Here is a 14,683-nt window from a genome sequence, read left to right as displayed (position 1 = left end):
TTAGTCGTCCCGCGCCGGGATCGAGGAGCGAGAGGGAGCCGAAAGTGCAGCGCAGAATACATTTCGGGAACCGGATCAACGGTCGGCGAACGGTATTTACACTCCGGCGGATAGTGGTCGCGGGCGGTGCCGCCCTCCTCGCCGGAACGGCGCTCGCGGGTTGGGACACGCCCGGCGACACGCCGAATATCGAACTCATCGAGTCGGGTCACGGGCGGGGGATGAGCCAACTCGGCGCCTTCGACAGCGCGCGGCAGGGCTCGGTGGCCGAACGCATACTCGCGCACTACTACCCGGGCGCCACCCTCGGCACGGTGCCGACGACCACGGTGGCCGTGCGGCTGATGGACCGAGACGACGCCGGACTCGACGTCTACGCCGCCGCCGGGCTCAGGGTCGCGGGCCGGGAACTGGAATCGGGCCAGGTCGCGCATATGACCGCGCTGCCCGACGGCGGCGCGAATGTCGCGGTGACCGTCGGCTGCGACGGCGAGGTGCTCTGGCAGACGGCGACCAAGGACCCGTGGATCTATCCGATGGACCCCAAGCCGGGCCGCCCCGCGGCCGAACACCTCACGCTGTGCGGCGGACCTTCCTATCGCGGCGCGCTCGGAGTCGCCGGCGAGGACGGCGCGGCCCGCACGGTCAACCGGGTCGACATCGAGGACTACCTGCTCGGCGTCGTACCCGCCGAGGTGCAGGCCAACTGGGCGGACAAGGGCGCCAACGAGGCCCTGCGAGCCCAGGCCATCGCGGCGCGGTCCTACGCGCTGGCCGAACAGCGTTACCCGTACGCCCAGACCTGCGACACCGCCGACTGCCAGGTCTATCCGGGCACCGCGAAGGAGGATCAGCGCGCGAGTACGGCGATCGCCACCACGGCGGGCACCGTCCTGCTGCGTGACGGACGAATCCTGCGCGCGGAATACTCCGCCGCTCCCGACGCCGGTGCGCCCACCGATATCACCACCTTCGAGGTCGGCCCGGAACCCGCCGAACTCGCCGTCGGCAAACCGCCCACCGACCCGCGAGTCGACGCCGCCGTTCCCGCGTCGGCCATCGAGAACGAATATGCCCGCATCGGCGGCGAATCCAGTGCGATCGGCGCCCCGCTCGGACCGGAGATGCGCCTGCCGCAGAACGGCGGCACCTACCGCCTGTTCACCAACGGCGTCATCATCGCGACGCCGACGCTCGGCGCGCAGATCGTCGACTTCACCACGCTGATGCGGTTGGTGCCGGACCCGGCCGTGCCGCCGTCGGAGTCGACGCAGGACACACCGCAGGCGGACACCGAGGCGCCGATGTCCGATGAGCCGGTCGCGCCGCCGGAGCAGGCGCCGGACCCGGCCGTCGCGGACGATCCGGCGGGAGATTCAGTGCCGCTGGATGATTCGGCGCCGGGCGAGTAGTCCGGATCGGAAGAGAAGCCCTGGCGTCACGACACCGCTGTGGGGTACCCGCGGTCGTTCACGACGATGTCGGAGCCCGAGCCCGAGCCCGAGCCCGAGCCCGAGCCCGAGCCGAGCCGAGCCGAGCCGAAGCCTGAGCCTGAGCCTGAGCCGGAGCTGGGAGCCCGAGCGTGAGCGTGAGCGTGAGCGTGAGCGTGAGCTTGAGGGAGCCGGAGCCCGGAGCCGGAGCCGGAGCTGGAGCTGGAGCTGGGAGCCCGAGCGTGAGCCTGAGGGAGCCGGAGCCCGGAGCCGCCGGAGCCCGAGCTGGAGCCCGAGCTGGAGCTGGAGCTGGAGCCCGAGCTGGAGCTGGAGCTGGAGCTGGAGCCCGATGCTGCCTGTCCGATGCCGTCCGTCCGCTGTCCGTCTGTCTGCTGTCCGTCCGTCCGCCTGCCCGCCTGTCCGGTCGCCCGGTCGCGGCGAAAATCTCTGCTCATCGGTGTTGACCTTGACGTAGCGTCAACTCGCAGACTGGTCGTACCGACGAGATAGCGAGGAGCAGGTCATGGCAGCGGGCACCCGTCCCGGTGAATGGTCCATTCAGGATCTGGCGAAGGCGGCGGGCACAACCAGTCGCGCGCTACGCCACTACGGGCAGCTCGGATTGTTGACGCCGAGCCGGATCGGCGTCAACGGGTATCGCTACTACGACCAGGACTCCCTCGTGCGGTTGCAACGCATCCTGCTGTTGCGCGAACTCGGTCTCGGCCTCCCGGCCATCGCCGAAGTTCTCGCGGGACAACGAGATACGGCGACCGCGTTGCGTGCGCACCTGGGACTGCTCGAGCAGGAACAGGATCGGATCCGGCGGCGGATCGAGTCGGTGCGAACCACGTTGCACAAGACGGAAAGAGGTGAACGACTCGTGGCTGCCGAAGTTTTCGACGGATTCGACCACACGCGGTACAAGGACGAGGTGATCGAGCGGTGGGGCAAGGACGCCTACGACAGCGGTGACCGCTGGTGGCGTTCGATGACCGATGCCGACAAACAGCGGTTCCAGCAGACCCACCTGGATATCGCCGCCGACTACGGCCGGGCCCACGCGGCCGGTCTCGACCCCGACAGCGCCGAGGTGCAGGCCATCGTCGCCCGCCACCGGGAGTGGATCGGGGTCGGCTGGCAGGGCCGAGCGGTGGAGAAGCAGGCGTTCATCGGACTCGGCGAGATGTATGTCGCCGATCCGCGTTTCGGCCGGAACTACGACGTGCACGGCGCGGGCACCGTCGAATTCGTCCGCGACGCGATGACGATCTACGCCGAGACCAACCTGTAGTACCTGGTCATCGCGAGCCCGCATGTCCTCCGACATGCGGGCTTTCGCGCGGACGCATACCTTCTCAGTGGGGCGGGTGCGGGTGTGCCCGCGTAGGTGGAGGTTTCGCGATGTTGTACGAGAACCCGGGGGCGGCGCACGCGGCCAGGTCCATCGGTGCGATCGCGACCCTGGCGGGGACGCTCGCGCTGCTCGGCGCGGTGCTGAATCTGATCGGGGTCGGGCGGCTCGGACTCGATTTCCTGCACGACCCGGGCGATTTCGACAATTCGCTCGCCTACATCACCCTGCTCGGGGGCCTGCTGACCGCGGCGATGCTGACCTACGGCGCGATCCTGATCTTCCGTCACGACGAGACCGGCCGTTTCACGGTGATCGTCACCTGCTGGGTGTGGGCGGCCATCGGCGTCGTCGGCCTCGCCCTCGCGCTGGTGGACTACTCGTTCGAATACGGCGTCGAGTGGTTCGCCGGAACCGGCCCTGTCGCCGAATCCCTGTTCGCGCTCACCGGCATCGTCGGCGCGGTCACGGCACTACTCGACGCCGAGCCGATCGCCGCCCTGGCCGCGCTCGCCCCGCCGGTGCTCACCGCGCTCGCGGCGACGCCGAGGTACCCGTCCGACAGGGCCGCGTCGCGTTCAGCCGCGTAGTGCCCGCATCAGCTCGTCCTCGGTGAGCGGTGCGACGGGCAGTGGGTGCGCGGCGGGTGCGCGCAGGCCGTCGAGGACCAGGGCGAGGTGGCGGCGCCAGACCTCGGGTGCGATATCGGCGGTGGCCTCCACGATGCGGATATGCGCCCAGGAGATGAAGGCGATGTCCTCGAGTACCCAGTCGGGGCGCAGCACGCCCGCCCGTTGCGCGCGGTCGACGATCTCGCGCATCAGGCCGTGCCCGTATTCCTGGGCGCGGGCGATGGCCTGGCTGGGCGCGGCGCGAAGGGCGAGTTCGCCGATGAGCCGGTCGCGTGCCTGGAGTTCGCAGACGTTCTCCACCAGGTAGACGAACGAATCCCAGGGGTCGGCGATCGCGAGTGCCGCTTCGGCGACGCGCCCGCCCGCTTCGATGCGGTCCTCGACGGCGGCGGCGATGAGTTCGTCGCGGGTGGGGAACCGGTTGTACAGCGTGCCGATGGCGACGCCCGCGCGCGCGGCGATCTCCTTGAGTGGTGCGTCGAGACCGCGTTCGAGGAAGACTTCGCGCGCCGCCGCCACCAGCGCGTCGCGATTGCGGCGGGCGTCGACGCGCAGCGGTTTCTCCTCGGACATCCACCGATCCTACAAACGCCCAAATAACTTGAGCATGGGTTCAAGTTGGGTTACCGTCGGAGTTAACTTGAACTATGGCTCAACTTAGTGAGGTAGAGAAATGTCGAAGACGATCGCGATCTTCGGTTTCGGCCCGGGACTGGGACTCGGAACCGCACGCAGATTCGGCCGCGAGGGTTTCCGCGTCGCGGTGATCGGACGGGACGCGGATCGCGCGCGCGCCCACGTGGCGACCCTGGAGCGGGAAGGGATCGGCGCCGACGCGTTCACCGCGGATCTGAGCGTGGAGACCGAACTCGGCCGGGCGGTCGAGGAGGTCACCGCCCGATTCGGGCAGATCGACGTCGCCCTGCACGGTGCGGCGGCGGATATGTCGATCCGGTCGGCCTCGACCCTGATCGTCGACGCCGAGGCGCTGCGAGCGCCGCTCGAACTCAAGCTCTACTCGCCGATCTGGATGACCAGGGCGCTCGCCCCGGCCATGATCGAACGCGGGGAGGGCGCGCTGCTGTTCTCCTCCGGGCTCTCGGAAAGCCATCTTCAGCCCTATCTCGCGAATGTCGGCGTGATCCTGGCCGCGCAGCGCCAATATGTCCGCCAGCTCGACGCCGAACTGCGCGGCACCGGCGTCTACGCGGGTCTGCTCAATATCGGCGCGCTGATCCAGGGCAGCCTGGCCCAGGTCGCCGTCGACGCGCATCCGGAACTCATCCCGCCCGGTCTCGAGATCACCCGCATCGGCAACGACGAATTGGGTGATCACTACTGGCGGCTGTATACCGAACGCGACAATGTGGAACTCGACGTCGGCTTCACGAACTGATCCATCCCACCCCGCGCGAATTCTCGGCGAAATCGAGGTGGACCGCGGATATCGGCCGGTGGCCGCGCCCGCTTCCACACCCGGTCGGCGGGCTCGCTCCCGGCCGGGCGGTTTCGGATAAGGGAGCTACCGCGTCGCCGGGTACGGAACTCCCCCCGGGTGCGGCGCGGTCTTCCGATACGCTGGGCCACCGTGACCGCCGCATCGTCTCCGGGTACCTCCCTCGACTCCACCGCACCGTTCGATCTGATCATCGTCGGCTCGGGCTTCTTCGGGCTCACCATCGCCGAACGCGCCGCCAACCTACTCGGCAAACGCGTGCTCGTGCTGGACCGCCGCTACCACCTCGGCGGCAACGCCTATTCGGAGCCGGAACCCCGGACCGGAATCGAAGTGCACAAATACGGTGCCCATCTGTTCCACACCTCGAACAAGCGGGTCTGGGACTACGTCACGCAGTTCACCGAGTTCACCGGCTACCAGCATCGCGTTTTCGCCATGCACAAGGGCCAGTCGTATCAGTTCCCGATGGGCCTCGGCCTGGTCTCGCAGTTCTTCGGCCGCTATTTCACCCCGGACGAGGCGCGCGCGCTGATCGCCGAACAATCCGCCGAAATCGACACCAAGGACGCGCAGAATCTCGAGGAGAAGGCGATCTCGCTGATCGGCCGCCCCCTCTACGAGGCGTTCGTCCGCGATTACACCGCCAAGCAGTGGCAGACCGATCCCAAGGAACTGCCCGCGGGCAATATCACCCGGCTTCCGGTCCGGTACACCTTCGACAACCGCTACTTCAACGACACCTACGAGGGTCTGCCCACGCAGGGGTACACGAAGTGGCTGGAGAACATGGCGGCCTCCGAACTCATCGAGGTCAGGCTGAATGTCGACTGGTTCGACGTGCGCGAACAGGTGCGCGCCGAAAGCCCGGACGCCCCCGTCGTCTACACCGGCCCGCTGGATCGCTATTTCGACTACGCCGAGGGCGAGCTGGGCTGGCGCACCATCGATTTCGAGACCGAAGTACTCGAAACCGGTGATTTCCAGGGCACTTCGGTGATGAATTACAACGATGCCGACGTGCCCTACACCCGCATCATCGAACCGCGCCATTTCCATCCCGAGCGGGACTACCCGCAGGACAAAACGGTGATCATGCGCGAATTCTCCCGTTTCGCGCAGACCGGGGACGAACCGTACTACCCGATCAACACGCCGGAGGACCGCGCCAAACTGCTCGCCTACCGGGAGCGCGCGAAGCAGGAAACCGCTTCGGCCAAGGTGCTTTTCGGCGGCAGGCTCGGCACCTACCAGTATCTCGATATGCATATGGCCATCGGTTCCGCGTTGAGCATGTTCGACAATGTGCTGCGACCGCATCTGGAATCCGACGCGCCCCTGGTCGACCAGGAAACCTAGACACCGCCCGGCTCCTCGCAGCCGACCGAGTGCGGGTCACCCGCACAGATGACGAAAGCAACGAATGACCTCCCCATCCATAGTGGAAGAGACGACCATCGAGACCCGTGCCAAGTCGCTGCTCCAGCGGATCATCCTGCCTCGGCCGGGTGAACCGCTGGACGTGCGGACCCTCTACCTGGAGGAGTCGTCGACCAACGCCCGGCGCGCGCACGCGGGCACCAGGACCGAGTTGTCCATCGGCGCGGAGTCCGAAGTCTCGTTCAGCACCTATTTCAACGCGTTGCCCGCCAGCTACTGGCGGCGCTGGAGCATCCTGAATTCGGTGGTGCTGCGGCTGGAACTGGCCGGACACGGCCGGGTCGACGTGTACCGCTCCAAGACCGACGGTTCGCGAATCCACGTGCAAGGCCGGGAATTCGCGGTCAGCTCGGGTTCGGATTCGGTGACCGTCGAATTCGAGACCGATCTCGGCCCGTTCGAGGACGGCGGCTGGATCTGGTTCGACATCACCACCGACACGGCGGTCACGTTGCTGCACGGCGGCTGGTACTCCCCGGTCGAGGCGCCCGGCGAGGGCACCATCGCGGTCGGCATGCCGACGTTCAACCGGCCGACCGACCTGGTGAAAACCCTCGCGGCGCTCGGCTCCGATCCGCTGGTGCTGGAGAAGATCGCCGCCGTCATCGTCGCCGACCAGGGCAATCGCAAGGTCGTCGACGAGCCGGGCTTCACCGAGGCCGCCGCGGTGCTCGGCGACCGCCTCGCGATCAGGAATCAGCCCAACCTCGGCGGATCGGGCGGCTACAGCCGGGTCATGTACGAGGCGCTGAAAACCACCGACGCCCAGTACATCGTCTACATGGACGACGATATCGAGATCGAACCCGATTCGATCCTGCGCGCGCTCGCCTTCGCCCGGTTCGCGAAATCGCCGATACTGGTCGGCGGGCAGATGCTCAACCTCCAGGAACGCTCGCATCTGCATTCCATGGGCGAGGTCGTCGACCGCGGCATCTTCATGTGGACCTCGGCGCCCAACGTCGAGTACGACCACGATTTCTCGAAGTACCCGCTCAAGGATCGCGACAACTCCAAACTGCTGCATCGGCGCATCGACGTCGATTTCAACGGCTGGTGGACCTGTGTGATCCCGCGTCAGGTGGCCGAGGAGATCGGTCAGCCGCTGCCGCTGTTCCTCAAATGGGACGACGTCGAATACGGTCTGCGGGCTCGCGACCACGGATATTCGACGGTGACGCTGCCCGGTGCCGCGGTCTGGCACATGGCGTGGAGCGACAAGGACGACGCCATCGACTGGCAGGCGTATTTCCACCTGCGCAACCGCCTCGTCGTCGGCTCGCTGCACATGCCGGGCAACGGCCGCGGTCTGGTGGTGAACACCATCAAGGCGACGCTCAAACATCTGCTCTGCCTCGAGTATTCGACGGTCGCCATCCAGAATCTGGCGATCAAGGATTTCCTCGCCGGACCCGAACGCCTGTTCCAGCTGCTGCCGAGCGCTCTCGGCGCGGTGCACGAGATGCGCAAGCAGTTCCCGGACGCGGTGGTGCTGCCGTCGTCGACCGAACTGCCGTTGGCCAGCCACCTCGAGGTCGGCGCCGTCGGCGAACCGGTGAATCCGGTCGCCAAGGTGGTGCGACTGCTCAAGGGCGTGCTGCACAACGCCAAACCCGCGAACGAACGGCACCACCAGACGCCGCAGCTGAACGTCCCGACGCTCGACGCGCGCTGGTACCTGCTCTCCCAGGTCGACGGCGTGACCGTTACCACCGCGGACGGCCGCGGTGTCGTCTACCGCAAGCGTGACCCGCGCCAGGCCGTCGGCCTGTTCAAGGAGGCCATGCGGTTGCGCAAGGAACTCGCCGCGCGGTTCCCCGAGATGCAGCAGCGCTACCGCGCGGCCCATCCCGAGCTGACCAGCACGGCGGCCTGGGAGCGGGCGTTCGGCATCGACGGCGCGGGGAGCGAGCAGCGGTGAGTCTCGGACCCAACGCCTCCGCGGACGACGCCGCGGCGGTGGATCAGCCGCGATACAGCACCAACGGGCACGGACCGCACGTCGCCGAGCCCGCGAACGCGAAGAAACAGCCGCCCGAGGTGAAGATCATCAACGCGGTGCAGGCCACGCTCGGCGCCAAGCCGGAGGTGGTGCGCGCCGCGCGCGGTATGTCGCATTTCGGTGAGCACGCGCTCGGCTGGATCGGCATCGCCGCGGTGGGCTGGCTCGTCGACAAGCCGCGGCGCAGACAGTGGGCCGGGGTCGCCGTGGGCGCTGTCGGCGCGCACGCCGCCTCGATCGTGATCAAACGAGTCGTCCGTCGTCCCCGTCCCAACGATCCGTCGGTGCAGGTCAACGTCTCGACGCCGAGCAAACTGAGCTTCCCGTCCTCCCACGCCACCTCCACCACGGCAGCGGCGGTGTTGCTCGGAAAGCTGACCGGGCTACCCTTGCCTGCGGTGCTCGTACCACCGATGTTGCTTTCGCGGGTCGTGCTCGGCGTGCACTATCCCTCCGACGTGCTCGCCGGATCCGCGTTGGGTGCCGCGTCCGCCGCTGTCGTGCTAGCCGCCGAAAGAAGACTAGATAGTGACCGCACAAGATAAGGCCTTGGTTGACATGAGTGAAGAGCCGACCGGCGCCGACCTGGCCGAGTCCGTGGTGAAGGGCCCGCCCAAGACGTTGGCGGGCGGGCTGATCAAGGCCGTTCGGCCCCGTCAGTGGGTCAAGAACGTCCTGGTACTGGCCGCACCCCTCGCGGCCGGTCCCGATGTGCTCAGCGACGCGTCGGTGCTGTGGAACGTCGCGATCGCGTTCGTGGTGTTCTGCATGGCGGCTTCGGGTATCTACCTGGTCAACGACGCGCTGGACGTGGAGGCCGACCGGGCTCACCCGACCAAGCGTTTCCGTCCCATCGCCGCGGGCGTGGTGCCGATCAACCTGGCGTACGCGCTGTCGATCGCGGTGCTCGTCGCCTCGCTCGCGCTGTCGTTCGTCGCGTCCTGGCAGCTGGCCGTGGTGATGGCGGTCTACATCGGCATCCAGCTGGCGTACTGCTTCGGACTCAAGCACCAGCCGGTCCTCGACATCTGCATCGTGTCGTCGGGCTTCCTGCTGCGCGCGGTGGCCGGCGGCGCGGCGGCGGGTATCGACCTGTCGCAGTGGTTCCTGCTCATCATGGCGTTCGGCTCGCTGTTCATGGCGGCGGGCAAACGTTTCGCCGAACTCCAGATCGCCATCGGCACCGGCGCCAAGATCCGCAAGTCGCTCGAGTACTACACACCCAGTTACCTGCGTTTCGTGTGGATCCTCGCGGCGACGGCCGTCGTGGTGTTCTACGGCCTGTGGGCGTTCGAACAGGGCGAGGCGAACGACACGAACTGGTACGCAATCTCGATGATTCCGTTTACCATCGCAATCCTGCGTTACGCGGTCGACGTCGATGGCGGCGAGGCCGGTGAACCCGAAGAGATCGCGCTGGGGGATCGCGTCCTCCAGTTCCTCGCAATCGCCTGGATCGGAGCGGTAGGTGTCGCTGTCTATCTCACCTGACGAAACGCTGGTAGAGGGAGTGGAGCGAACGAACGACGACGCGGAGCAGCCGCCTGCCATCGAGCAGGCGGCTGGTCCGTCGCAGGCGTCGCGTTTCGCCCTGCTATCCCGCGCCACCTTCGTCGGTGGGATCGTGCTCACCGTCGCGCTCTTCGCGATCGGCGGCTGGCAGCGGCGCTGGATCGCCGACGACGGCCTGATCGTGCTGCGCACCGTCCGCAATCTGATGGCGGGCAACGGCCCGGTCTTCAACGAGGGCGAGCGGGTCGAGACCAACACCAGCACGGCGTGGACCTACATCGTCTGGTTCTTCAGCTGGCTGACCGAGCTCAGGCTCGAATACGTGGTGCTCGCCATCGCGTTGACGTTGTCGCTCGCCGCCGTCGTCTTCGCCATGCTCGGCTCGGCGCGCCTGTGGGGCGGCACCGGGTCGGCACTGCTGCTGCCCGCGGGCGCGTTCGCCTACATCGCCGTGCCGCCCGCGCGGGACTACGTCACCTCGGGGCTGGAGAGCGGTCTGGTCATCTGCTGGCTCGGCCTGCTGTGGTGGCAGCTGATGCGCTGGGCCCAAGCCGATCGAGTCCGCGTCGGCGGCATGTTCGGCCTGGTGTTCCTGGCCGGTCTGGCACCGCTGATCCGGCCGGAGATGACCCTGGTCGGCGCGTTCGCCCTGCTGATGATCTTCCTCGCCCCGATGCCGGAATTCCGGTACGGCCCGACCGTGTTGCGCGCGCTCATCGTCGCTGCCGCCGGTCTGGTGCCGCTGGGATACCAGATCTGGCGGATGGGCTACTACGGCCTGCCCTACCCGAACACCGCCGTCGCCAAGGACGCGGGCGGGGCCAAATGGGGTCAGGGGCTGACCTACCTGTGGGATCTGGTCGGTCCCTACTACCTGCTCGTGCCGCTGCTCGTGCTGCTGGTGGCCGGAATCGCCGCCGCTCGCTCGCGCGCGACGTCCGAGAACACCGCGGACACCGCGCCGCGCCGTTCGATCCAGTGGGCGCGCCGATGGCTGCGTTCGCCGGGCGCCGTCGTCACGCTGGTGCTGGCGAGTGCCGTGATCCTGACGATCTACGCCCTGCGCGTCGGCGGCGATTTCATGCACGGCCGGATGCTGCTGCCGCAGCTGTTCCTCTTCCTGCTCCCGGTCGCCGTCCTGCCGCTGCGGATGCCCGAACGCGGTCCGCGCCGCGTCGATGTGACCTTCGCCGTGCTCGCGATCGGCTGGCTGGCGACCGTCGGCTGGGCGCTTTTCGCGGCGAACACCACCGCGATCAAGACCGGCACCAAGATCAGCGCCTCCGGCATCGTCGACGAGCGCGTCTACTACGTGCTCAACACCGGGCACGACCATCCGATCCGGGCCGAGGACTACCTCGACTACCCGCGCATCCGCGCGATGGTCGACAATATCGCCGCCACCCCCGACGGCGGTCTGCTGCTGAATTCGCCCGCCTACACCTTCTGGTACATCGCGCCGCCGCCGCAGCCGATCCCCGAGGGCGGCGCCGGGCATACCGTCTACTTCCTGAATCTGGGCATGACCAGCATGAATGTCCCGCTGCACGTGCGGGTCATCGATCAGATGGGCCTGGCCTATCCGCTCGCCGCGCATACCGAGCGGCTGGAGGACGGCCGGATCGGGCACGACAAGAACCTGTACCCGGACTGGGTCGTCGTCGAGACGGGCATGGTCGACAGGAAGCCGTGGATGCCCTGGTATCTCGACGAGGACTGGGTCATCCAGGCCAGAACCGCGCTCACCTGCCCGGACACCCAGGCGCTGATGATCTCCTACCGTGATCCGCTGACCTTCGAGCGGTTCCGCCATAACCTCAAGAACGCGCTGCATTTCGCGCAGTACCGAATCGATCGGGTGCCGAAGTACGAGATCCAACGCTGTGATCTCGTGAATCCCGTTCCCGACCCCCCGCGCTGATCCCAGTGTCGGGCCGACGATTCACACAGGCATCACAAATGCTCAGCGAGCACTATGAGCCCAGTGGCCTCGTTGGCTATGCTCCACAAAAGTGGCGTACGCCGCTTCATCTCGGTTTGATAACGCGCCTGCATCGATGGCAGGTTAGTCTCGGTCGGGGTATGCCCGCCGGGGCGTCGGTAATTTCTGAGCAAACATCCGGCGGAGTCACCGTCGAACGCGGCCGAAATCCGGCCGAATGAAGGAGCGAACTAGATGCGAGGCGTTATCGGGCGTAGGGCGCAGGATGGTCGTCTGAAGGCTCGAAGTGCGGGCTGGCTCAAGCGGACGATGCTGTTGTCGATGGCGATCGTGCTGCCGCTCGGGGCGTCGGTGGCAGGTGGGGTTGGAACCGCTTCGGCGGCGTTCAACCCCGATGCCTTCGACTTCTGGGTGGATTCGAGCATGGGGCCGATCAAGTCGCGGATCTTCCGCGCGGCCGACGGCAATACCGGACGCGTGGTGTACGCGCTGGACGGTATGCGTGCCCGAGGCGATCTGAACGGGTGGGAGAACGACACCGAGGTCGCCCGTGAACTGACCAAATGGAATATCAACGTCGTCATGCCGGTCGGCGGACCGTCCAGCTTCTACGCGGACTGGAACGCGCCGAGCAATTTCTTCGGCATCCCGACCGGGTCGGGCCCGTCGGGTTCGTCCTCGGGATCCGCGCTGACCGGATCGTCGGGCTGGCAGGAAACCCTCGGCAAGACGAACACCTACAAGTGGGAGACCTTCCTCACTCAGAATCTGCGCAACGCGTTGCGTGATCGGCTCGGCTTCAGTTCGGTGCGCAACGGCGTGTTCGGACTGTCGATGGGCGGAAGCGCGGCGCTGACACTGGCGGCCTACCACCCGGACCAGTTCACCTTCGCCGGTTCCTACTCCGGCTACCTGAACATCTCCGCGCCCGGTATGCGCGAGGCGCTGCGCGTCGCGATGATCAGCGCGGGCGGCTACAACATCGACGCGATGGCGCCGCCGTGGGGTCCGCAGTGGCTGCGGATGGATCCGTTCGTCTTCGCCCCGCAGCTCAAGGCCAACAACACTCGTTTGTGGGTAGCCGCGGGCAGCGGTATTCCGGCCGGTGGTGACGCGACCGATCCGCTCGGCATCGTGCAGGGCACCCCGCTCGAGGTGCTCGCCATGGCCAATACCCGGGCGTTCCAGATCCGCATGGCGAGCCTGGGCGCGAACAACGTGACCTACAGCTTCCCGCCGGTCGGTATCCACAACTGGAACAACTGGGCGTCCGAGGTCTACCGGATGATTCCGGACCTGTCCGCCAATATCGGCTGATCCGATCCGATCGAAAGGGGCCACCCGACGCACCGCGTCGGGTGGCCTCTTCGCGTCGGTGGCATGTCTGCGACATCGATCGACAACGAATGCGCTGCGGCGAGGCTTCGCTACTTGTGACTTGAATTACTTTCCAGCAACATGAAGGCGATCGTTCGCTGATCGAGACAGGGAAAGTGATGCACCGAGGTCGGATTCGTCCGTTTCGCTGCGGATGGCCGGATTCGGTGCCCGATGAGGGGCCGGCGGAATAGCTTTCCGTTCGCTGTCGGCCGTCCGGATGAAAGGTCGAGTCGATGCGAAATGTCCGCTGGAAACGTACGCCCGGAATCTCGAGGGCATGGTTCGGGCGCATGGCGTCGGGAGTGGCGCTGGCCGTGCTGATTCCGCTCGGCGTCACCGCGGTCGGCGACGGCCCGCCCGCGTCCGCGGCCTTCGATCCCGCGGCTTTCGACTTCTGGGTCGATTCGGCGATGGGGCCGATCAAATCCAGGATCCTGCGCGCCGCGGACGGCAACACCAACCGGGTGGTCTACGTGCTGGACGGCCAGCGCGCGCCGGAAACACTGAACGGGTGGGAGATCGAGACCAACGTTCCCGCGGTTCTGGCGAGCTGGAATATCAATGTCGTCATGCCCGTCGGCGGGATGTCCAGTTTCTACGCCGACTGGAACGCGCCGAGTTCCTTCTTCGGCGTCCCGCCCGGATCGGGTTCCTCGGTCTCCGGTTCCGGCGCGCTCAACGCGTTCGCGGCGGGTCCGGGCAAGAGCTACCGGTACCAGTGGGAATCCTTCCTCACCGGCGACCTGCGCGAGGCACTGCGCGACCGGCTCGGCTTCAGCTCGATTCGCAACGGGGTATTCGGCCTCTCGATGGGCGGAAGCGCCGCGCTGACATTGGCGGCCTACTACCCCCAGCAATTCAGTTTCGCCGGTTCCTACTCCGGCTACCTGAATATCTCGGCGCCCGGTATGCGCGAGGCCATCCGTATCGCGATGCTCGACGCGGGCGGTTACAACGTGGATTCGATGGCGCCGCCGTGGGGTCCGCAGTGGCTGCGGATGGATCCGTTCGTCTTCGCGCCCAACCTGGTGCGCAACGGCACCCGATTGTGGGTGGCCGCCGCGAGCGGACTGCCCACCGCGACGGACGGGCCGAGTTTCGACACGCTCAACGGCATGGGGCTGGAAGCCCTCGCCCTCGCGAACACCCGCTCGTTCGAGCTCAGGATGGCGACATTGGGTGGCGGCAATGCCATATACGACTATCCGGCGTTCGGCATCCACAACTGGACCAACTGGCAAGCCGAGGCCTATCGGATGATCCCGGACCTCTCGGCCAATATCGGATAGCACCCGCCGCGACGTGGTTGTCCCAGAAGTCGCCGGGCAGCCCCGTCCCTGTGCGACCGATATTCCGCTGCGGCCGTTGGGTGTAGCCATGGCAAATTCCTGGTTTCGATCACGATCCCGCATCGCGGGGCGTTTTCCCGGCTCTGCTCCGAATATCTGCCTATAGAAGTGCAGTGACGCCGATCGCGATGACCGGCGTCACTATCGGCATTGCCTGTGCAGGATGGTTGCGGTCAACGGTGACCG

Annotated in this window: 12 protein-coding genes; 11 read left to right on the top strand and 1 reads right to left on the bottom strand. The window is 66.9% G+C overall.

Translation table 11 applies throughout. The features are described from left to right. Positions 1–113: 113 nt before the first annotated feature. The 3 genes from DAT37_RS01745 to DAT37_RS01730 all read left to right on the top strand — a co-directional run bounded on the left by DAT37_RS01745 (position 114) and on the right by DAT37_RS01730 (position 3,374). A complete protein-coding gene (locus DAT37_RS01745; RefSeq protein ID WP_232839439.1) occupies positions 114–1,412 on the top strand; it encodes a SpoIID/LytB domain-containing protein in 1,299 nt (432 codons plus the stop codon). A 541-nt stretch (positions 1,413–1,953) separates the two neighbouring features. Further along, on the top strand, positions 1,954–2,724 hold the full coding sequence (locus DAT37_RS01735; RefSeq protein ID WP_109522860.1) for a MerR family transcriptional regulator: 771 nt from the start codon (positions 1,954–1,956) through the stop codon (positions 2,722–2,724). A 110-nt stretch (positions 2,725–2,834) separates the two neighbouring features. Continuing rightward, positions 2,835–3,374, top strand: a complete 540-nt coding sequence (locus DAT37_RS01730; protein WP_109522859.1) for a hypothetical protein — start codon at positions 2,835–2,837, stop codon at positions 3,372–3,374. Here DAT37_RS01730 and DAT37_RS01725 read toward each other — a convergent pair. Next, complete coding sequence (locus DAT37_RS01725; protein ID WP_109522858.1) at positions 3,363–3,989, bottom strand: TetR/AcrR family transcriptional regulator; 627 nt, start codon at positions 3,987–3,989, stop codon at positions 3,363–3,365. The two genes, DAT37_RS01730 and DAT37_RS01725, sit on opposite strands and share 12 nt — an antisense overlap. Positions 3,990–4,089: 100 nt before the next feature. Between DAT37_RS01725 and DAT37_RS01720 the strand changes: the two genes are divergently transcribed. From DAT37_RS01720 to DAT37_RS01685, 8 genes are all read left to right on the top strand, one after another. Next, positions 4,090–4,812 (top strand): SDR family NAD(P)-dependent oxidoreductase, encoded by a 723-nt coding sequence (locus DAT37_RS01720; protein ID WP_109522857.1) that lies wholly within the window; start codon positions 4,090–4,092, stop codon positions 4,810–4,812. 192 nt (positions 4,813–5,004) lie between these two features. Next, a complete protein-coding gene (gene glf, locus DAT37_RS01715) occupies positions 5,005–6,231 on the top strand; it encodes a UDP-galactopyranose mutase (protein WP_109522856.1) in 1,227 nt (408 codons plus the stop codon). A gap of 64 nt (positions 6,232–6,295) precedes the next feature. Beyond that, positions 6,296–8,233: a glycosyltransferase gene (locus tag DAT37_RS01710; protein WP_109522855.1), complete on the top strand. Its 1,938-nt coding sequence runs from the start codon at positions 6,296–6,298 to the stop codon at positions 8,231–8,233. 119 nt (positions 8,234–8,352) lie between these two features. Further along, positions 8,353–8,859 carry a phosphatase PAP2 family protein gene (locus DAT37_RS01705; protein WP_109523219.1) on the top strand — a complete coding sequence of 169 codons (507 nt, stop codon included), beginning with the start codon at positions 8,353–8,355 and terminating at the stop codon, positions 8,857–8,859. Positions 8,860–8,872: 13 nt separating this feature from the next. Further along, positions 8,873–9,805: a decaprenyl-phosphate phosphoribosyltransferase gene (locus tag DAT37_RS01700; protein ID WP_109522854.1), complete on the top strand. Its 933-nt coding sequence runs from the start codon at positions 8,873–8,875 to the stop codon at positions 9,803–9,805. Between the two features lie 7 nt (positions 9,806–9,812). Next, a complete protein-coding gene (gene zomB, locus DAT37_RS01695) occupies positions 9,813–11,747 on the top strand; it encodes a flagellar motor control protein ZomB (RefSeq protein WP_109523218.1) in 1,935 nt (644 codons plus the stop codon). A gap of 255 nt (positions 11,748–12,002) precedes the next feature. Beyond that, complete coding sequence (locus DAT37_RS01690; protein ID WP_269814727.1) at positions 12,003–13,085, top strand: alpha/beta hydrolase; 1,083 nt, start codon at positions 12,003–12,005, stop codon at positions 13,083–13,085. Between the two features lie 296 nt (positions 13,086–13,381). Beyond that, entirely contained in the window at positions 13,382–14,437 is a 1,056-nt protein-coding gene (locus tag DAT37_RS01685) for an alpha/beta hydrolase (RefSeq protein ID WP_109522852.1), read from the top strand. Positions 14,438–14,683: the final 246 nt, after the last annotated feature.

The organism is Nocardia aurea, from assembly GCF_003123685.1.
In the GTDB taxonomy this organism is placed as follows: domain Bacteria; phylum Actinomycetota; class Actinomycetes; order Mycobacteriales; family Mycobacteriaceae; genus Nocardia; species Nocardia aurea.
Note: the sequence above shows the minus strand (reverse complement) of the source record. Positions and strands in the feature narration are given on the sequence as shown.

Bases quoted from the DNA above. Each gene is read 5' to 3' on its own strand.
- DAT37_RS01690 (WP_269814727.1), top strand. From the start codon at position 12,003: ATGCGAGGCGTTATCGGGCGTAGGGCGCAGGATGGTCGTCTGAAGGCT.
- DAT37_RS01735 (WP_109522860.1), top strand. From the start codon at position 1,954: ATGGCAGCGGGCACCCGTCCCGGTGAATGGTCCATTCAGGATCTGGCG.
- DAT37_RS01720 (WP_109522857.1), top strand. From the start codon at position 4,090: ATGTCGAAGACGATCGCGATCTTCGGTTTCGGCCCGGGACTGGGACTC.
- DAT37_RS01685 (WP_109522852.1), top strand. From the start codon at position 13,382: ATGCGAAATGTCCGCTGGAAACGTACGCCCGGAATCTCGAGGGCATGG.
- DAT37_RS01710 (WP_109522855.1), top strand. From the start codon at position 6,296: ATGACCTCCCCATCCATAGTGGAAGAGACGACCATCGAGACCCGTGCC.
- DAT37_RS01700 (WP_109522854.1), top strand. From the start codon at position 8,873: ATGAGTGAAGAGCCGACCGGCGCCGACCTGGCCGAGTCCGTGGTGAAG.
- DAT37_RS01725 (WP_109522858.1), bottom strand. From the start codon at position 3,989: ATGTCCGAGGAGAAACCGCTGCGCGTCGACGCCCGCCGCAATCGCGAC.
- DAT37_RS01730 (WP_109522859.1), top strand. From the start codon at position 2,835: ATGTTGTACGAGAACCCGGGGGCGGCGCACGCGGCCAGGTCCATCGGT.